At 61.0% G+C, this 18,818-nt stretch carries 13 protein-coding genes; 8 read left to right on the plus strand and 5 right to left on the minus strand.

What is annotated here, in order from left to right; genetic code table 11:
• Positions 1 to 82: 82 nt before the first annotated feature.
• Positions 83 to 1,123 (plus strand): IS110 family transposase, encoded by a 1,041-nt coding sequence (locus tag INQ48_43470; GenBank protein ID QRF63446.1) that lies wholly within the window; start codon positions 83 to 85, stop codon positions 1,121 to 1,123.
• A 452-nt stretch (positions 1,124 to 1,575) separates the two neighbouring features.
• Here INQ48_43470 and INQ48_43475 read toward each other — a convergent pair whose 3' ends face one another.
• Entirely contained in the window at positions 1,576 to 2,313 is a 738-nt protein-coding gene (locus INQ48_43475) for a hypothetical protein (protein QRF63257.1), read from the minus strand.
• A 44-nt stretch (positions 2,314 to 2,357) separates the two neighbouring features.
• On the opposite strand from INQ48_43475, the gene INQ48_43480 reads away from it, so the two are divergent.
• Positions 2,358 to 2,564 carry a transposase gene (locus INQ48_43480; GenBank protein QRF63258.1) on the plus strand — a complete coding sequence of 69 codons (207 nt, stop codon included), beginning with the start codon at positions 2,358 to 2,360 and terminating at the stop codon, positions 2,562 to 2,564.
• A gap of 416 nt (positions 2,565 to 2,980) precedes the next feature.
• Here the strand turns inward: INQ48_43480 and INQ48_43485 are convergent, their stop codons facing one another.
• The 3 genes from INQ48_43485 to INQ48_43495 all read right to left on the minus strand — a co-directional run bounded on the left by INQ48_43485 (position 2,981) and on the right by INQ48_43495 (position 9,315).
• Positions 2,981 to 5,251: a DUF262 domain-containing protein gene (locus tag INQ48_43485; protein QRF63259.1), complete on the minus strand. Its 2,271-nt coding sequence runs from the start codon at positions 5,249 to 5,251 to the stop codon at positions 2,981 to 2,983.
• Positions 5,252 to 6,779: 1,528 nt separating this feature from the next.
• Complete coding sequence (locus tag INQ48_43490) at positions 6,780 to 7,928, minus strand: ParB/RepB/Spo0J family partition protein (GenBank protein QRF63260.1); 1,149 nt, start codon at positions 7,926 to 7,928, stop codon at positions 6,780 to 6,782.
• A gap of 151 nt (positions 7,929 to 8,079) precedes the next feature.
• Positions 8,080 to 9,315 (minus strand): AAA family ATPase, encoded by a 1,236-nt coding sequence (locus INQ48_43495; GenBank protein QRF63447.1) that lies wholly within the window; start codon positions 9,313 to 9,315, stop codon positions 8,080 to 8,082.
• Positions 9,316 to 9,927: 612 nt separating this feature from the next.
• Here INQ48_43495 and INQ48_43500 point away from each other — a divergent pair.
• A complete protein-coding gene (locus INQ48_43500; GenBank protein QRF63261.1) occupies positions 9,928 to 11,352 on the plus strand; it encodes a replication initiation protein in 1,425 nt (474 codons plus the stop codon).
• Positions 11,353 to 11,504: 152 nt separating this feature from the next.
• Complete coding sequence (locus INQ48_43505; GenBank protein ID QRF63262.1) at positions 11,505 to 12,005, plus strand: hypothetical protein; 501 nt, start codon at positions 11,505 to 11,507, stop codon at positions 12,003 to 12,005.
• On the opposite strand, the gene INQ48_43510 is transcribed toward INQ48_43505, so the two are convergent.
• Positions 11,941 to 13,107: a hypothetical protein gene (locus tag INQ48_43510; GenBank protein ID QRF63263.1), complete on the minus strand. Its 1,167-nt coding sequence runs from the start codon at positions 13,105 to 13,107 to the stop codon at positions 11,941 to 11,943. The genes INQ48_43505 and INQ48_43510 overlap by 65 nt on opposite strands.
• 1,656 nt (positions 13,108 to 14,763) lie before the next feature.
• Here INQ48_43510 and INQ48_43515 point away from each other — a divergent pair.
• The 4 genes from INQ48_43515 to INQ48_43530 all read left to right on the plus strand — a co-directional run bounded on the left by INQ48_43515 (position 14,764) and on the right by INQ48_43530 (position 18,730).
• Entirely contained in the window at positions 14,764 to 15,876 is a 1,113-nt protein-coding gene (locus INQ48_43515; GenBank protein QRF63264.1) for an EAL domain-containing protein, read from the plus strand.
• 2 nt (positions 15,877 to 15,878) lie between these two features.
• Positions 15,879 to 16,649 (plus strand): hypothetical protein, encoded by a 771-nt coding sequence (locus INQ48_43520; GenBank protein QRF63265.1) that lies wholly within the window; start codon positions 15,879 to 15,881, stop codon positions 16,647 to 16,649.
• Between the two features lie 190 nt (positions 16,650 to 16,839).
• Positions 16,840 to 17,301 carry a hypothetical protein gene (locus INQ48_43525; GenBank protein QRF63266.1) on the plus strand — a complete coding sequence of 154 codons (462 nt, stop codon included), beginning with the start codon at positions 16,840 to 16,842 and terminating at the stop codon, positions 17,299 to 17,301.
• 13 nt (positions 17,302 to 17,314) lie between these two features.
• Positions 17,315 to 18,730 (plus strand): hypothetical protein, encoded by a 1,416-nt coding sequence (locus tag INQ48_43530; GenBank protein QRF63267.1) that lies wholly within the window; start codon positions 17,315 to 17,317, stop codon positions 18,728 to 18,730.
• The last annotated feature ends 88 nt before the right edge of the window (positions 18,731 to 18,818 follow it).

Raw genomic sequence — 18,818 nt, forward strand, 5'->3', positions numbered from 1 at the left:
TAGCGTGGTAGACCGAGGTCTTCACATACACCATCGAGGAACCAAGATGAATCGTATTGCGACACAAGGCGCCGGACAAGTCATCGGCCTTGTCGATGGTCGGCAGGTCGTTGGCCTAGACATCGCCAAGAACGTCTTTCAGCTTCACACCGTGGACATGAGTTCGGGCGAGATCATCAACATGCAGCTCAAACGGGCCAAGATGCTCGAACACTTTGCCAATCGCCAGCCCTGCTTGATCGGCATCGAAGCCTGCGGCGGAGCGCATCACTGGGCGCGTGAACTGACAGCACAGGGCCATCGTGTGCGACTGATCCACGCGAAGGCGGTGCGCCCTTTCGTAACTGGCAACAAGACCGATGCCACGGACGCTCGGGCCATATGGTTGGCGATCCAACAGCCGGGCACTAAATTCGTAGGGATGAAAACCATCCAGCAGCAGGCCACCTTGGTGCTGCACCGCCAGCGCGAGTTGCTCATGAGAATGAAGGTCATGCAAATCAACGCGCTGCGAGGGCTGCTCTACGAGTTCGGCGCAACCTTCGCGCGAGGCAAGAATGCGCTATTCGGCGAGATCGAAGCCACCTTGGAGTCTCTGGCCAATGACATCCCCCAGTACGTAGCTGATAGCCTGCGGGAACAGGCCCAGCGGATTAAGCAATTGGCTACGGACATCGAAGCCATCGAATTGCGGTTGTCGCAGCGTCTGCGCACAGATACGGACATGAAGCGTGTGGCTGCGATACCTGGAGTCGGGCTGTTGACGGCCACGGCAGCGATCGCCACCATGGGGGATGCCGCCGCCTTCAAGTCCGCCCGTGAGTTCTGCGCCTGGCTAGGCCTAGTTCCCAAACAGCGGGGCACGGGCGGGAGGGTCAATCTGTTGGGAATTTCCAAGCGGGGTGACACCTACCTGCGCACATTGCTCATCCACGGCGCACGTGCAGTGCTGCACCATGCCAAAGAGCCAGGGCCGTGGTTGGAACAGATCAAGGTCAGACGGCCGGCCAATGTCGTGATCGTGGCGCAGGCGGCCAAGATGGCCAGGACGATCTGGGCCGTAACGGCCCGGCAGCAGGACTACCAACGGAGCTACATCAGCAACGGGCCGCAAGCGGCTTGAGCCATTTGGCAAACAGCAATCCGCGGAGGAGGAATGTGAGCTTTTGAAGGCAATGAGGCAGCAGAACGCGAAGTGATGTGAAACAGGTCAGACCAAGACGAGTTAAACCTGAATGGAAAGCAGGACTTGAAAAGTCCGCGAAGAAGATGAGGTGCTCGTCAGCGGATTACATCGGGGCCAGTGAGGACCTGGGGCAACTCAATACTCACACACAGGCCGGATACAAGGCAGCAGCCGACTCCTTCACGACACGATGCGGGTTACTACTCATTGCCGGGAGGCATCCATACAAGCTTTCCATCACCGCGTTGTCCCATGCGTTGCCCTTCCAGCTCATCGACATCGTGATCCCGAAGTCGGCCGCCAGCCGGCAGTACTCATGACTGGCGTATTGGGTTGAGCGAGGCGCTGAGCTGGCCGTCCCCGTTCAGCAAGGGCGAGCGCGCAATCCACTAGTGAGATGGTCCGCCTCGTCCCCCCAGTAGTACAACGCGTGCCTCATCCATCCGGAGACCGTCACGAGCAACCAGCAAATCGCGGCCGTCAGTTACGGCATCGATCTGGGTAAGACGTGGTTTCATGTCGTTGGAGTGGACGCCAGCGGCCACCCCGTCAAGAAGACCAAGCTCAGCCGGAGCACCATCCAGAATTTCTTCGTGAACATTCCGCGTGCCCTGATTGGAATGGAGGCATGCCCAGGATCGCAATGGCTCGCGTCGCTCGGTCACCAAGTCCACATCATTCCGGCACAGTTTGTGAGGCCCTATGTGAAGTCCAACAAGAACGTCATCATCCACGCTGAGGCAATCGCCGAGGCCGTCACACGCCCGACGATGCGTTTCGTATAGATCAAGCACACCGAACAGGTCGATCTGCAGGCGCTCCATCGCAGCCGCCAGCTGCTCCTTTCCACACGCACCCGTCTGATCAATCAGATGCGTGCATTCTGTCTGGAATACGGAGTTGCCATGCGTCACGGCGTGGGCGGGTTCAAGTCCGGTCTGCCCGCCGCCCTCGCCGACGAGGTGAACGACCTCACACCTGCCATGCGCGCTTCTTGCTGGGCTAACCGAAGACATGAATGTCCTGGAGGGGCGGATCGCGATGCTGAGCCGCCAGATCAACGCTGTGGCTGACGCCTCAGACAGCGCGCGGCGACTCACATCGATTCCCGGGGTCGGCCCCTTCATCGAAGGCTCTTGTCGCGGCTGTGGGCGATGCCCGTCAGTTCAAGATGGCACGAGATCTCAGTGACTGGCTGGGACTGACACCCGGCCAATACTCCACCGCCGGAAAAACCAAGCTGACTGGGATCAGCACGCGCGGCAACACTTACGTGCGCACGCTGTTCATTCACGGTGCGCTTTCGACGTTGCATGTATCTCGATCGATCGAAGAATCGTTTGCGCATATATCTCGATCATGCACAAGCCTGACTTAATCACAACATGCTGGTGGTCGACTTGGCCAACAAGATGGCTCGGATGCCCAAGTCATCATGACCAAGGCCGCCCCTTTATTAGCGGCGCGACCCTCAGTTCGGTAGCCAGATCGGCCGAATCGCGTGCGCGTGGATTTTAGATTTTCAAGTTTGCTTGGCTCTAGACTGAGGATGAAACAGTCGATCGGCCCAGCGTAAGATCGAGAAAAAGCGGGTGCCATAACCCGATCCACTTATTGGGAACTTTGCGAGCGGCTTTCATCATGGCTTGGCTGCAACCGCAGCTCACTTGCAAAAAGGCCGGGTGGCTCACACACATCAGTGGTCGCTGGCATGTGCCTGAACACATGCGCAATCTTAGGCTATGGCCAAAGAACTGAGCTTTCCAACGCTCGATAGCGGAAATACGGACCAACTCAGTCCTTCGTACTTGGCATCAACGTCTCTATTTTCAGATCCTTGTACCAAGCGCTATATAGCGCCACAGTGCGTGATGTAAGCGCTCTGACAAGCGCGATTCGACACTCTCCGTGTTCCGCTGCCATGGACAAGTAGCGCGGGACCGGCCGAGTGGGAGTGCAGCGCTGAAAATCTTCCCATTGCCCATCGAGCACAAAGCTCGCCGCTCGCAATGCCTTGGCGGTCTTGATCCCATAGCCTTTCAAGACCTCGTCGGGTCGGCCTCCCAGCTTGTCCGCAGGGGGAGTGTGCGAATCCGCGCGGTTCGCATCGAAGGGCCAAGCTCGCAAGTTTCCGATCGATGCATGCCAATCTCGCACTACATCGGGTACGTTGTGACGTCCGTCGATGAAATACCGCGGGTGGATATGGTCCATATCCCATGGCCGATTCATTTCCTCGACCGTTTCCGGATGGGTAGGATCGAAATCCGGAAACCATTCCGCCAGATAGTGTCGCTGCGCCAGCAACACAAGACGACGCTCGAGGGAGAGCTTGTCCGCGAACAATACCCAATCGGCTTCCGCGCGCTCCCTCCAAGGCTCGTCCTCGCTGTGGATGGTGCCCAACCTGGCCATCGATTTGCGGTACCAGTTCTCCAGATAGTTCGATAGCGTGGCAAAGCTTCCGTACCACGTCCACTCTCGCCAGAACGCGGACCCGGGGTCGCGAAACCCACCAGAGGCTCGGGCGCCCCGAGGAGAAGTCACCTTCGCGGATACCTGACGATAGAGCGTCATCGGCGAGGGGAGAAGCAGCATCGGGGGTTCCCTGCGCCGCGCATCGCCCATCAGACAGTGGCGAAAGTTCTTCCTTTCGAAGAAATTCTCAAGCTCGGACGCGTCGCACTTTTGAAGGCGAGGCCAGAGTACCGAGACGCATCCTTCGGGCCGCCGCGAGAACCACGAGATCGCAGTGAGTGCACCGAGGACACGCCTTCGCTGTGCTGGCTTCAGGCTGGATACGGCCTGGCGATTCTCGTGGAGTCTCTCGATCCATCGGAGCAGTAGAAACAGAATCTCGCGCCCGCCCTCCCCTCTTCCCAGATCTGCCGCCAGCACCGCAGGCAGCGCATAGTCTCCACCAGTCAATAGCTTCGCAGCGTCGCGAAAGATCGGGGCCGCCTTGGTTCGAAGATAGGCGTCCAGGCGCGCTCGATAGGCCTGCTCCGCGGAGTCTCCGTGCACCAGGCGGCGAAAACGCGACACCTCTGGTACGGGCGGCAATGCGGAGGATTTCCTGTCGACCAACGCCAGCCTAGCGACCATGAGGGCGGCACGTGGCTCGCTGACAAGATGGTGCTGGAGCTTGGCGATCAGCTGGGCGGCATCCGGCCAGATCGCTTTCACCATGCTATAGATCAGGTCCTCGCCTTGCAATGGCGTCCCGCCGGCGTTGATGCGCAGGAAGAGCGTTTCCGCAGGATCCTTGCCAGCATCGAGGCCGATCGCGTGCATCCCATTCCTTGCAAGGTCCACGTTGATGGCCGGAACCCTGTACTCGTCGACCACTCTTCGTAACGCCGCAATCCGCGATCTCGAATCCTTCAAGATCCGGGGCAGGGCCTCGTGGTAGGCCTTGCCGTCGACCTGGTGCTTCGTGACGAGGCCGGGCCACCACGGAACCATCTCGGAGTACTTGGCCAGCACGCTTGCCGGGCTATCGTCGTCCGCAGCCAGGAGTACCGCGAGCGGCACCGGCGCCCAGGAGTCCCAAGGCCAACTGCAACAGACCGGCGGTTTGCGGGACCATTCGCTGCCGCTGTCGACGGCGCGAAAGTTCTCGATCGCACTGCGGATGTCGGACGCCTCGAGGCGTTGTCGATCATTCGCGACGGGATAGCCCCATGGATGCGCTCGGCTCACCAGCCGGGCATGCAGCGTCCGCTCGGAGTTTGGAGGCGCCCCCAGATCGACCCAGAGCGCAGCTGGCACATCGGGCTCCCGGCGCAGCCATGGAGCAAGATAGCCAAGGGCGATGGAGTTCGCGCGCTGTTGACCATCGAGCAGCATATGCGTGGGCTCGAGATCCTGAGGTCCCAGCAGCATTTTCTGGCTGCCTAGGTTTGCCTGGTAGGGCATCAGGAGAAACGAACCGATGGGAAAACCACAGGCGATCGAATCCCACAACGCCTCGACTTGTGTTGCTCGCCAAACCGCGCCTCTTTGCAAGGCGGGAAGGGACGCCACGATTTTCGCTCTTGCGTCGACGGTGAGCGGATTGCTCACCTGCCACCGCGCTACTTCTGCGAGTGTCAACACCTGGACTGCGCCCCCCACCGGATTTCTTTTCATAGTTGTAGATGGCTCCTCGTAAGCCTTGGAACACCCCTCCTTCAGGGGCGGCAAGGATTGTGGACTTTTTTCGTCATACAGGTCGCGTCGTTCTCGCTCGGCCTGTTGCAAGTCTCCTAGCAGCCAATGCGTTCGCAGCCACCGATCTTTCCAAGGGCGTCGCTTCATGGCAATTCCCTTTGTCGTCCCCTTCCCTCCCCCTTCGTTCACCGCCCTCTCTAGCCATATGTGAGAACGCATGGGAAACCGGCGGGCAGGTTTCGGCTTGCGCGAGGTCAACCCAATGGCTCGAGGTCTTGTTCGCCAGCCCTTCAGACGGCTGCGCGATCTCCTTCGCGCAAGGGCGTAGAGCGCTAAGCGCGAGACGTCGGCCAGCAGAAGCTGCTTGTCCGCACGACCTTCCGATTCGTCGCGCTCTCGAAAATTTAATTGGCAATGACTTACGGAGTAGCCGAACAAGAAATCTCGATGCGCCCGCCAAGCAAACCTCTATCCACGACTTCCAAACCCAGATGCCAGGAGCACCAGTCTGAACGCGGAAAGGAGTAGCGGAGAGTTTTCAGGAGTTCAGATGCACGGCTGTTGAACGGTTCAACGCCCCCTGATGAGTCGGGCCGCCCTGCGCCGGATCCCTAGCCTCCCTCATAGAGGACAGAACCATCGGCTACGGCAGTTGGAGAAATCCAACGATTCAGCTGGACCGCCTTGGTCGAGCTGACCACGCGACGACCCGCGACTCCGTCCTAAGTGGGGTTCTGCCCTACCCCACCCGATTAGCCCGCATCGCTGGATTTGGAGAGCGACTTTCGGCCAGCAGCGCGGCCATGCACGGCCGGCTGCTGGCGCTGTTCAGTGCTTGAGAACTTAGTCGAGGGATCCAGTCTGAGCCTATGCGGCGCGACGATGCGCCCGCTGGCGCTGGCGAAGCTTTCCTGCGAAGGGTGTTGAACGGTTCAACACCTCAAACCACACGGGGCGGAGTTGTAGACGACGATCGCGCCGTTCGGCTTTGGGCGACGGGCATCCGCTTCCAGCTCCGGTCGTACTTTTGTCATAGCGCCCGAGGCCCGGAACACAATGCCTCCAAAGTCATTACGGCTGCGGGACACCTGCGCCATTCCCTACTTTTCGGAGACGGGGAACGACGGGAAAGAACTGCGCACTCACAATAATCATCCGTGTTATTTTTCGATGCGTCTTTCGACTATTGGGAGTCGACAGACAATACTTTCAGCTGTGTCAACGACTTAGCGCTTGCTTTGAAGTGGCTTTCACGGAGGAATGGCGCGAAGTGGGCGATCAGCGCGAACCCTCGTTTCCTTGTTCATGACGTCGCTAAGCGCAAGACTGCATCTGCGGATCGATTCGAAGTGATTACGTACTTACGGTAGCCGGGCGGTCGTCCAGTTGGCGAAAAAAACCGCCCATCAGGGCGGCTGCCAACTGCCGACGGCACCGAGACCTATTTAGCTGGAACGAGATCCTCGAGCCAACGGAGCAAGGCCGTTTCGCGCTCGGGGGTGAGCACGCCGGCGTCGAAGCGAAGCGTTGCACGCCCAGCCCCGTCGCGTCCGAGCACCGCGCCTTGGCCCACCCTGCCAATGCGACGCTCGGCCACTGGGGGTGTTGAACTGTTCAACACTTCTGCGGTGGAGGCAAGAAGCGTGTCCAGAACCTGCTTCGCCGACATTGTTCCTTTGCGGGGAATCATCCCCTTTGCACGTGCAACGAGGCCTTCCGGATCACGTTGCAACGCTTCACTCAACGGCTGGGCCCAACGGAACTGGATATCCAGCGGTGACCCAAAAGCCTTTACGACGGATTCAGGCAACCGCGCCAGTGTGAGGCTCTTCGAGACGAGCGAGAGATCGACACCAATCGATTCGGCCAGCTTGCGCTGAGATGGATAGAGCCCGCTGTCCAGCGCCCGTCGATACATGGTTCCTTGCTCCCAAGCGCTCAGATTCTTGCGAGCGCGGTTCTCTCGCTCCATTGCCTCGAACAAGGCTTGGTCATCCATCTCCGCCACCATCGCGCGCACTGGCAGTGCCAGCTCGAGACACGCACGATGCCGGCGGTGCCCGAACACCAGTTCGAAGTCATGGGACGGATCGCTTCCTTCGGCCAGCGGACGAACACAGATCGGCTGCACATTCGACCCAGCCGCCGCGATGTCTGCACGTAGTTCCTCGAAGTCCTTGTTGGCAAGGCTGTCGTCATGCCGGTTGGCCCAAGCGGATGCGCGAATGCGAGCAGGGTCCATCGAGCGTACAGGCACGGCCCCCTCGAAGGCGCGAAGCTTGATCTTGAGCTCTTGCGCCTCCTTTACAGCCGACGACTGGGCTGCCATGAAAACCGCCATCGAACCTGGCGCCGTGCGGGGCCTTGTGTCTCCCGTGACGGCGGCGCCAAGCGACCTCCGAGCTGGCTCCGCCACAGGCTCCTGGCTCGCGGGGATTGGAGTCGCGTCCATTTGAACTGATGGCTCTCTCGGCGCTGCCGGGGCCGTCGATGCGTCGACGAAGACGGAGGGAGCTTCCAAGGCGCCCAACGTTTGCTTGGTCGGCGGCGCCTGAATCAGGCTCGCCTTTGCTGCAAGCTTCTTGCTCATGAATCCCACTCCTTGCACTTGAGACTGTCCAAGGTGTTGAACCGTTCAACACCTGCAGCCGTGCTCCTTTTCCCAGGCAGGGTATTACCGCCCATCGGAGCATGGGAAGGGGTGTTGAACCGTTCAACATCCCAGGCGATAGGCCGCACGTTCATCGCCGAGCCTCCCTGCACGAGCCATCGATGGACGGTGTCGCGCCTCTGACTCCTGCTAGCTGCCGCGCCCAGACCGTACGGACGGAACCCTCGACGTGTCCCACGAAGCTGTCATACGCATCCCGCGCACGCTTGAAAGTACGCGCGCTTCCGTCGTATCGAGAAACGTCGTACAGGGTCCCAAACTCGGCGCTGGCGACGCCCGTCACCGCAGTCTTGGGGATCTCCACAGGGAGAACCTTTTCGGCATACGTCTGGCCGATCCACTGGCGGATGACCGCGCTCGCGGCATCTGCAGAGTCCACACGAGCGAGCAGCACGTGGATGAAATCGAAGTGCTTGTCCAACCCGCGCTTGGTCAGCAGCTCGCCCGTCAAATCGGAGAAAAGACTCCAGAACTGGGAAGCCGATGCAAAGTCGAGCGCGTTCGGCGGCAACGGCATGATGATGCCGTCCGACGCCATGAACGCATTGATGGTGGTGTAGGAAAGGGCAGGGGGGGTGTCGAGGATGACCACGTCGTAGTCGCTGCGGATGTCGTCGATCCCCAAGTCAAGCACCCGCCAAAATTCGAAGCCCGGCTCCTGCGTCTGCCTGGCAGGCAGCAGGAACTCCGCACCGAACAATGAAGGCGCGGCAGCCACCAAGTCGATGCCGTCCCAGTAGGTGGGTCTGATCGCGTAGCGAATGGAGGTTTCCGTCCCCATGGCCAAAGGCAGGATGGTGTCTTGCTCCTCGACCTCCGTATCGGGCAGGATGCCGAACAAGGTGGTGAGTGAGCCTTGGGGATCGGTATCGATGACCAGGACACGATGACCCAAAAGAGAAAGCCCCTGCGCGAGCGTGACCGCGGTCGTCGTCTTCGACACCCCGCCCTTGAAGTTGCCGATCGAGATCGTCACCGCTTCCGCGTCCTTGGGACGCAGGCGATCCTTTCGGTACTCTTGCATCCAGACGCGGGTTTCCGCGAGCGTGAATTCTCGACGGCTACCGGCGGCATTCAGTTTTCCAGAGGGAAGGTCGCCCTTTGTGAGGCGGTGGGAGACGGATCCCTTTTCGACCTCGAGCATCGTTGCAAGTTGGGAAAGGCTGTACCGAGGAGCCTCCTTGCGTGCAGTTGGCGCCAACATGGTGGCCCGGATCTGCTCCATCATGGCTACGGCGCGCTCGGCTTGATCCGCGATGTCCGCCAAGCTGATGAGCTTGAATTGAGGAAGAGGAGTTGATGTCATATGCTGATTTCTGTTGCTCGCGAGTTTACCGGCGTGCTTTACGGAAAGCACTGCTATCGACTGGGAATCGTCAAATGCAACGGATTTTTCTGCTTCTCGAAGTTGTGGCAGGTATCCGGTTTTGGAGAGTTTGAATTCCTTCAAGCCCTTTAATCTCTTTAGGGCGATTTTTTTTCTTTGAAATCAAGGAGTTAGGCGTAGTTGGGTGCAGGTCTTCGGGAACGACCGGAGGCTTTTCAGGATGTTCCGCATAGAAACACGGGATCAAGCGGCGAGCCCGCAGGGCCATAGGTGAGTGGATACGGGTTCGCTGCCCGACGCGATGAGGGGTTTTAGGTGAGGGTTTTCAGGAGTTTTGGGACGGGATTGAGGGGAGGCGTGTTGCGATAGGCGGCCTCAAGCGCGACAGGATGCCTTGACAGCTTTCCAACGGAGCCTGGAACGAGCCGCAGGCGGGATGCAGGCTAGCCAGAGTGGCAAGACATCCCGAAAACTCTCCACCAACTCCAGGAATGGTGCAGGCACGAGCGAGGCACACGTGAGAGTTTTCGGGAGCGGGAGGCGTATGATCTGAAGTGAATCGAGCTTTCACACATGACGTACAGTAGGTACATGGCACGAAAGCTCGCTTCCCCCACACTCTCGTCGAGCGATTCGCGAGGAGAGTTGGATCGCGGCGAGCGTCCCGAAGAAAGCCTGCTCCTTCGTAAGGCCGTCAACACGCTTGCAATCGTGCCCAAGTCGGCACGCATCACCACGTTGGGCCGCAAAAGCTACAACGTGCTGCTCTACCAAGCCCAGGAGCAGGGACTGGAGAAGGATGTCTTCCGCACTCCCCTGGACACCGTGGTCAAAGGCCTGGACTTCGACAGCAACGATCACGCGTTGATCAAAAAGCACTTGCGAGCCATGGTGTCGACCACGGTGGAGTGGCAATCGCCGACTTCGGGCGAGGGCGCCAGCTGGAACGTCAGCGGTCTGTTGGCGCACGCCAAGCTGAGCAAGGAGCGCGGCCAGGTCTGGGTGGAGTGGTCGTACGCGGTGAACCTCAAGCAGGAGCTGCTCGAGCCGACGGTGTTCGCACGTCTTCGGCTGGAGGTCATCAGCCAACTGCGTACCCATGCAGGCGTAGTGCTCTACGAAATCTGTACTCGCTACAAGGACATCGGTCGAACAGCGCGTCAGCCTTGGCGCTGGTGGTATCCGGTGCTCAGCGGCAACCCGACCTCTGAAAAGACCGAGCGCCTGGAATACCGAATCTTCAAGCGTGACACCCTTAAGCCTGCCATCGCCGAAGTCAATTCCATCACCGACTTGGACATCGAACTGGTCGAGCACAAGCAGGGCCGCTTCGTCGACGAGATCCAGTTCTACATAGGGCTCAAGAAGCAGACCAACCTTGCGCTCACACGGCCGCCTCGGCCGGTGGACGTCGGGCTGGTGACGCGAGCGGCAAAGTTGGGAATTCCGGAAGAGACCCTCGAGCCACTGTGGGTGGCTCATGGTGAAGCCGCAGTGCATCAAGCACTGGAAGCGCTCGAGCGACGGATGGCCAACCCATTCCCCGAGGCCCTGCGTGATCCGTTGCGCTACCTCAAGGCGTTGCTTGCCAATGCAGCGCCACCGGCGAGCGCTGCCACGGCTACCAGCACAATCGACGGCGGCCTGCCGACAGCTGCGCGCGAACTGCCGTCGGCGCGCAAGGCGCGATGGCAGGCCGAATGGACTCGCCGGGAGCACGATCGCTGCGCCGCAGCGATCAACGCCCTTTCCGAGGAGGCGCAGCGCGAGCTCGAAACGCAGTTGCTCGAGTCCCTGCGCGCACGCGATGCGCATCCATCCATCATCAAGCGTCTCGGTGCGAGCGGCTGGCAGCATCCAATGGTCCGCCAGGAGATGCTCAAGTTCTTTGGCGACGCGTCCTTTGGTGCCGGGTGGGACAAGCCCACTGCGGAGCAACTGCTGGAAATCGCTTCGCAGATTGGCGTGGATCAGGAAGCCGGCGACCCTGCCGATCCTGGATACCGGCGATCCTGAAGCTGAACAGGAGCCGTGTGCTTCGGGCGCGGTGATCGTCCGCGATCGAGGGTCACGGTCGGGCGCGTCGAACACCAGAACGACGCCGCGGCTTTCCTTCATCGCGTCCCGCCGAGCGTCGTCCACAACCAAACTCCGAAAGGAACTCGGTCATGCTCAAAAGCTGCATCCCTTGCAGAAGCGCACACGCCTTCTGGTCCGATCGCCTGCGCTACATCATTGTTCTGTGGGGCTTCATCTGCAATCCAGCGGTGTTCCTCAAGCAGGCCGGAGTCACGGCGCTCCTGTATGAACATGTGAATGCTCTTGTGGATTGGCGTCTTGCAGCCGTCCTCGTGCTTGCTGTTGTCGCGCTGTCTACTTTCGGGTTCGCTCTCAATCTGATGTTCGACATGAACGAGGAGGTGCTGGCCGAATGGAGATTCCACATCAGACGCTTCGTCGATGAGATCTCGTCCGCTGCCTGCCACTTTGCCGTCGCGAAGTTTTTCCTGGCCATGCTCGGCGCGCCCATACTTTCTGCTCGCTTCTGGCACAACGCGGGCAGCGACTTTGGATCGATCGCAATGTTTCTGCTGCTGGCGCTGATCACCTTCGACAGAGAGCAAGCGCGGATTTCCGAGCACGTCGCGGATCGCCGGGCTTCGCGTTGAGTCCAAAGGGCAGCTCGCAAGGGTAAGCGCGTTCGCCGAGGTGGGTCCAGGTGCGCCACGGCCGTTCGAGCTCGAAAGCAGAAAGGAGAGGGGGATTCGTACCTCCGTCCCAGGTCGGACTCGACGTGCCTTCCGTGTGGATCTCGATTCCTCTTAGGTTTGCAGCAGCTTGTGAATCTCGTTCGCAAGAGGTGTCCTGACCGAAGCAAGGGAAGCCGCAGCCGAAAAGATCTGACCCGGCAAGGTCAGTAGGTAGGTCGCGCGGCCTTGGGACGATTCGATCCTGAAGCAAAAGAGGCGATGAGAGTCTTGGCGCCTCCATACCAGCCCGCCGATCTCGGTGTCTTTCGCACTCGACCTGCACGTCCGGCATTCGTGCGGCGAAGCCTTGTTCGACGAGCTTGAAGCCGAGATGGGTCGCCAGAACCGCGCCTGTCCTGGAAGCTGCCAGGATGACTTTAGGTTGGAGCCGTACGACCATGCGGACGGTGCTTTCGGCCGCGGCTGCGAGAGCCGCTCGTAGTCGTCCGCGGTCATCCAGCAGACGCGGGGCGCTCTGGAGCAAACCGGTGATTCGATCCTCCGAGCTATGGAAGGGGACCAGGTCCACTGCGCCCACATGACCATCGCAAGCCCACTGCCATACGTCTGTCGGTGGCGTCGGCTGCGCAAGACAAGTGTGGGCAAAGCGTACGACGCTCCTCCACCAGTTGCTTCCTTGGAAGTAGGCCAGGTGTTTGGTAAACGGGGCCATGCAGAAATCGCGGTTCGCTTCTTGCGAGTGCCGCAACTCGAGCTCCAGGGCGTTGCGCGCCTCGTTGAAGTGCGGGTTCGCGCACAGCACGACGAGACCTCGGAATCCCCCGGTGGCGGTCGTGGGAAGGTGCTCATCTCGCAGGCGGCCTTCGTTGCGCACCGGTGCAAGCAGCACTTCCGAAATCTTGCGCTGAACGTGCCTGCCTGTCGGCAACTCGCCTGCTGTCGCGGAAGAAGTGTGCTCCTGGTACTGCCAATCCAACAGGTCGTTCCACAGTTGCTGCGGTTCGTCGACGGCATCCAGGCGCTGTTTGTACGATGCGAGGTAGTCGAGCGCAGCTTTCATGGTGCAGAGAAAATGATGGGACCGGTCCTCACCGATCCGACGCGGCGGCGGGTCAGGTATCGAACGCGATCCTATTCGTGTTGTGTGACGTCGCGCACCGAGCTCGCACAGGTAACGGGTCATTTCGACGCTATCGCTGGGCTTGTCGGCTGCACAGGGTTGGCCGCCTCGAGGCTCGACGATAGCTCGCCCCCGGAACCTCCAGGTCCTACTTCACGCGCATGAAATCGATGCGGTCTTCATCGACCGATTGCCAGGTGCATCCCGCCTCGCATTCACCGATGAAAGGTATGTCGGCAGCTCGATTGCAAGCCGCCGGCACTGGGCGTCTCGGGGCAGCGCAACTGTCCATGGATTTTTTTGTCAATCCTGCGAGGACCTCGATCGAACAAAGGCAAGATTGTTGCGTTAACAAAACATCGCAGAGCGTGCGCAATGGATGATGTGCCGGCCGCAACCAATCGTGCGACAACATCGAGACGTCGAGTGTCGCTGGAGGATCAGCGCAGATGCTCGAGATCTCGATGCATGACCCATCACGAACCCTCGATGGCACGTGTCGCGAGCGATGTCCACGGATATGCAACGGATTCGAAGCTACTCGGGGCTTTCAGCCGAGCGCATCGACGGCCTGCGTCAACGCATGCGGGCGATGTTCCCCGTCAGGCTGTCGGGCAAATCGTGAGTCTCCGGTGAGCCTGCCTAACGCAGAGCACTCTGGTCGGCATGACCGACACGGAAAGTCTGGAAGGAATGGCTGCCTTGGTCAAAGGATTGGCCATGGAAGGCGAGCCAGTGTGTCGTTATCTGAAAAGCGAGCATGGTTATCGTGTTTGCCCATATGGGCGTCGAGAGCGTCGTGTTGTTCACACCCCCCGAGCGAATAGAGAATGGGTGGCTGAAGCGACATTGCTCGATAGCACGAGCGCTTGCGATGAACCATCCCACGAAGTGGTGAGAAAGCGTTGTTCGTCGCACCGAAGGAACAGCGCGTTCGAGGTCGGTAGCTCGTTACTGCGAAATGTTTCCCAAAAGTGAATGCGTTCACATCCTCAATCGGAACGCCTACCTGTTTCCTACCGTAATCTGTAGTATCCATTCGTACTACAGCTTGCAACGGAGATAACGAATGTCGAAAGCACGCGCCAAGGGCAGCTCACCCTGATACGCGCCCACGGGCCCTCGACGGCCTGCCCAGCGTACGCCTGAAGCGGCAACGCGCCCCCGCAGCAATGGTGGTCGATTAGTCGACGACCCGCCCAAGAACCCAGACGCCCATCCGTCGACGAGCCGACCTCGACTCGTGTGGATAGGCGCGCCTATGCGAACAGCCAGACTTCGAGAGAAGCCCCGATTCTTCGGGAGGGACCAGTCTTGCCGTTCGAGAGACAGCGCGCGGCCCCAAAGCCGACGCATTCGAAACAAGACTCTGGACTGGAGAGTTGGATGCTCGCCCTATCGCCTAGTGGGGGACATCGTTTCCTGGCAGGCCTTCAAGCCCGCACGACGATGTCGCCTCGCCCGCTTGCCTCGTCGGTCGTGGATGCGCAGACGCACCTTGCCTCTGGCATTCCACAGCCGCCGCGACGCGCATGCACATACGTGTTCATCGGGAATCTCCCTCAGCTCTCGCAAGCGTATGGGATCGAATTCGCGATGGCCGTCAGCCGCGAGGTCCGTCGCAGGATCTGCTTGTCGTTCGTCCGCACGATGGGCACCGACTTCGCCTTTCCGAGAGATGACTGTTGCCTGCTATGGTCTAACGAAAGTTTCCCAGTTCCGGTTGACACGTCGCTGACAGCCGCTCGCGAACAGCTCGAGTCGGTGCTCACCCATGTCGGCAAGCGGCCGATCGTGTTCCGAGGTATCGCAGTGCTGGCCCAGTTGCATGCCGACTGGATCGAGATGGGATCGCCGGGCGAGCTCGACAGCGCGGAGATCGAACTCGCTCTGTGGACGGCCCAGCAATGCGCAGAGTTCGAACAGATGGAACTCGATGGCTGGGGGCACCGCTATCGCGCCGACATGGATGTCGCCGTGCGCACTGCCGAAGCACTCTCCAGGGGATTCCTGAGCTTGTCCTGGCGACCGGTGGTCGACGTCTACGGCGGTTCGAGCGCCCTCTATCACTCGCTTATCGCAACCGCCGGTCCCATCCCCGAAGAAAGTCGCTCGGACGCCATCCACGAGAGCGTCTACGCACCGAGCTTGGAGCGCCTCGGCCTGGCGAGGCTTTGGGACAGGCACTTGTTGCGAAAGACATTGGCGATCCTGCGCCAGCGCCCGGGATTGCGTCTGGGAATACGGCTTTCCACGCAGAGCGCCCGCTGCGACCACTGGTGGTCATCGGTCTTCTCGGCGCTGCATTCGGAGCCCATGCTCGCCTCGCGGCTGGTGGTGGAGTTCAGTGCGAGCGGCGTCGTGTCCGAGCTGGAGGCCGTGAGGAGCTTTTGCAGCCGCCTCCAATCCCTGGGCTGCCGCATCGCCGTGCGTGGTCTTGGATGCCGTGACGGCGACCTGGCCATCGTCCACGCTTGCAGACCGGATATCGCGAAGGTGGATCCCTCCTTCCTGCGTCGGGCCCGCAGCAGCGAGTTCGGCCGCGAAGGACTGCAGGAAATGCTCTCGCTCGCAGGCCATCTTGCGAGCCACGCGGTGGTAGATGGAATCGAGCGGGAGGAGGACATGCGGCTGGCGCTGCGGGCCGGAGCGCAATGGGTCGAGGGTGCCTTCATGGACGGCGCAAAGGCCCGCAGAGGCGAGGCCTAAGCATGAGCAGCGACATCGGTGAATTGCTCGTGCGCATGACAGTCTTGCTGGGGCAGCTGCAGCAAACCTTGAACGACATCGCCGTTTGCAACGAGTCGATCAAGGACTGCCGACGCCAGCACGCAGGGGAGCCGCCAAGCAGCGAAGTCGATGGCGCGACCCATGCGCAGTACGTCGCGCTCGAAGAGGCCATTCGGCAGCAGACGGAGCAGGCGGCAAGAGCTCGGCAGTCCGCTTGCGCACAGGTGACGCCGCCTCCTTCGTCTGGCGAGATCTTTCTGGGATCGAGCAGTTGGCGTCTCTCGATGAACGGCTGGCGTCTTGCGAAGGAGGAGGGCGTGGAGGTGCGGCTGCGCCCTCAGGAGCGATCGCTGCTGCTGAGAGTGGCTCGCGCACCCAGTCAGTTCCTGGCTCCCCACGAAGTCAAGGAGCTGAACCGCTCGCTTGTCGACTCGGCGGACAACGTCGCAAAGATCGATGCCGCCGAAGAGGACATCGGATCGCAAGCAGGCGAGGAGACATTGGATCTTCTGCACACCAAGGTGATCGGCCGCCTGCGTCGGCGCATGCGCATGAACGGTCATCTGCTTCCGCTGCGCATGTCCGCGGCAGGAAGCGTCTACGTCGACGAAGCAGGCGACCTGCCGCGCGCGACAAGACGCAGACCCGGCGCACCGAACCCGCTCCATCCGCAGCGGATGGACAAGGCGAAGAGCGCCCCTCGCCCCGATATCCGAATCGCCACGGGGCTCACTGTCGGCGGCAGGAAATGAGATCTCCACGTCGCGGAACTCTCCTTTCCTCTCGCTGGCGACTGCCCCTCAACCGTACCCACAAGCAAACGGACAACCAATGACGACAGTACATCGCTTCTTCCCACCGCGCAGGTCCACGCGCGAAATCACCCGATCGCCCAGGTGCGCTCTTGTCGCCCTGTGCCTGATCGCCTGTGCTGGGCAAGGCATGGCCAACAACGTCGGCGAGAACGCGGCGTGGCAGTTCCAGACCTCGGCCGACAAGGCCAACCAGGCCGCCGTCCAGGACATGATCCAGCGGCGCAAGGCGGGCAGCTACGGCGCTGCCAGCACCACCAACAACACCTACATCCAGCGACAGTTCAACTGCGACGTCAACGCGACCGCGCAGGGCAACCAGGGCTCCAACAGCACGGTTGCGAACTCGCCCAGCACCAGCGGAGCGGCGGCCACATCGACGGGCAACGACAACACGGGTTGGAGCGGAAGCGGCACGGTGACCACCGGACAGGCCAATGCCGGCACCGTGGGATCCCTGGTCAATGGTTCGACGACCACGGGAGTGCAGGGTTGGGCCGCCCAGGCGCTCAACTCCAACCAGACGAACAGCGGCAGCCAGAGCGCAAGCGTGAGTGGCAGCACCGCCTGTGCCTACGGAACGCTCAACTGACGGATAAGCATCAATGACATCGATCATCTTCGCCCGACCACGCCCGGCGTCCATCGCCTCGATGAGAACGCTCAGTGCCGCAGTCGCGCTTGCATCGCTTGCCGGTTGCGTCACCGCTCCCCAGGAGCGTGCCGCCCCCAGGGAGGCACCCGTCGTCCTCGGCCCCGCCGTTCGCGACAACGTCACGCCCATGGAAGCAGTGCTCGCCTGCTACGGGGACCATGTGGCGGCGACGGCCAAGCCTCCCATCGTGGTCTCCGTGGGCGACGTGAAGGACTACACCGGCAAGTACAGCATCAACGAAGGCAATGCGATCACGCAGGGCGGTGCACTGATGGTGTATTCGGCCCTGGGCAAGATGGGCGGAGCGGTGCAGGTCGCCGAGCGTTTCGATCCGGTCATCGCGGAGCGCGAGCTCGGCTATGCCGACCGCAGGCAGCTGGGAGACGGGCGCTCGCACCAACTCGCCGGCCCTGCCGGCAACCAGGTGGTCCCATGGCTTCCGTACTTCGGGGGGTCGATCAACAAGTCGGACTACTTCATCGTCGGCGGCATCACCGAACTCAACTACAACATCAATTCCGGCGGCGCCGAGTTCGCAGTGAACCAGGTCGGCGTGAAAGCGAGGACCTTCAGCCAGTCCGTGGGCGTCGACCTGCGCATCGTCGACACCCGCACGCTGATGATCCTCAAGACCATCAGCCTGACCAAGCAGTTCAACGGCTACGAGGTCGGCTTCAACGTCTTTCGCTTCTTCCGCAACGATCTGTTCGACGTGGACGTCGGCGCGAAGGGCCAGGAGCCGGTGCAGTTGGGCATTCGCGCGGCGCTGGAAGAGGCCGTGGTCCGGTTGGTCGCCGCCGTCACCAAGGTCGACCCGAAGCCCTGCCTCGGCATGCGCGTCTTCGATGAACTGCCGCGCCAGTCGGCGGAGTCGCTGCGCAAGGTTCCCAACCCGATCGTCGATTCCAGCGGCGCGCGCGTGCTCACCGGCGAAGCCGTCAATGCGGCAAGCAACGCTTCGTCCGTCAACACAAGCGACGGCGCGAGCGTGCAGATCCCATTCGAGTTCGGCGCAGCGGCATTGACCGGCGGCACCTTGAATCTGCTCGACCAGATCGCGGCGGCCGCCGCCAAGGCGCCCACCGAAGTGGTGCTGGTGGCCCGCGACACCGAGAACTGGGACGCGGGCAAGCGGGATCTGCTGACGGACCAGCGCATCGGCGTCGTGACATCAGCGCTGGTGTCGCGCGGGATCGCCCCCGGCGGCATCAGCGTGAGCTGGCGGCCGGACAAGGCCGACACAGCCATTCATCGCGACGGTCCGGGGCTGCAAGAGGTCGCCAAGTTGCGCGTTCAGGGCGCGGGCTCGGGCAAGGGCGGGCCGGTTCAACCAGCCCGAGAGGAGAACACACGACGAGGGAGCTAAACCGCACTGAAAGCTGAACGCCACCACCACATCGATCCTCCGGATCCACTGAATTTTCGGAACTTTTGATCAATACCCAAGGAACTTC

Source organism: Variovorax paradoxus (assembly GCA_016806145.1).
GTDB lineage: Bacteria > Pseudomonadota > Gammaproteobacteria > Burkholderiales > Burkholderiaceae_C > Variovorax.

Bases quoted from the DNA above. Each gene is read 5' to 3' on its own strand.
- INQ48_43475 (QRF63257.1), bottom strand. From the start codon at position 2,313: ATGAAGGGGCCGACCCCGGGAATCGATGTGAGTCGCCGCGCGCTGTCT.
- INQ48_43480 (QRF63258.1), top strand. From the start codon at position 2,358: ATGGCACGAGATCTCAGTGACTGGCTGGGACTGACACCCGGCCAATAC.
- INQ48_43490 (QRF63260.1), bottom strand. From the start codon at position 7,928: ATGAGCAAGAAGCTTGCAGCAAAGGCGAGCCTGATTCAGGCGCCGCCG.
- INQ48_43495 (QRF63447.1), bottom strand. From the start codon at position 9,315: ATGACATCAACTCCTCTTCCTCAATTCAAGCTCATCAGCTTGGCGGAC.
- INQ48_43500 (QRF63261.1), top strand. From the start codon at position 9,928: ATGGCACGAAAGCTCGCTTCCCCCACACTCTCGTCGAGCGATTCGCGA.
- INQ48_43505 (QRF63262.1), top strand. From the start codon at position 11,505: ATGCTCAAAAGCTGCATCCCTTGCAGAAGCGCACACGCCTTCTGGTCC.
- INQ48_43510 (QRF63263.1), bottom strand. From the start codon at position 13,107: ATGAAAGCTGCGCTCGACTACCTCGCATCGTACAAACAGCGCCTGGAT.
- INQ48_43515 (QRF63264.1), top strand. From the start codon at position 14,764: ATGGCCGTCAGCCGCGAGGTCCGTCGCAGGATCTGCTTGTCGTTCGTC.
- INQ48_43520 (QRF63265.1), top strand. From the start codon at position 15,879: ATGAGCAGCGACATCGGTGAATTGCTCGTGCGCATGACAGTCTTGCTG.
- INQ48_43525 (QRF63266.1), top strand. From the start codon at position 16,840: ATGGCCAACAACGTCGGCGAGAACGCGGCGTGGCAGTTCCAGACCTCG.
- INQ48_43530 (QRF63267.1), top strand. From the start codon at position 17,315: ATGACATCGATCATCTTCGCCCGACCACGCCCGGCGTCCATCGCCTCG.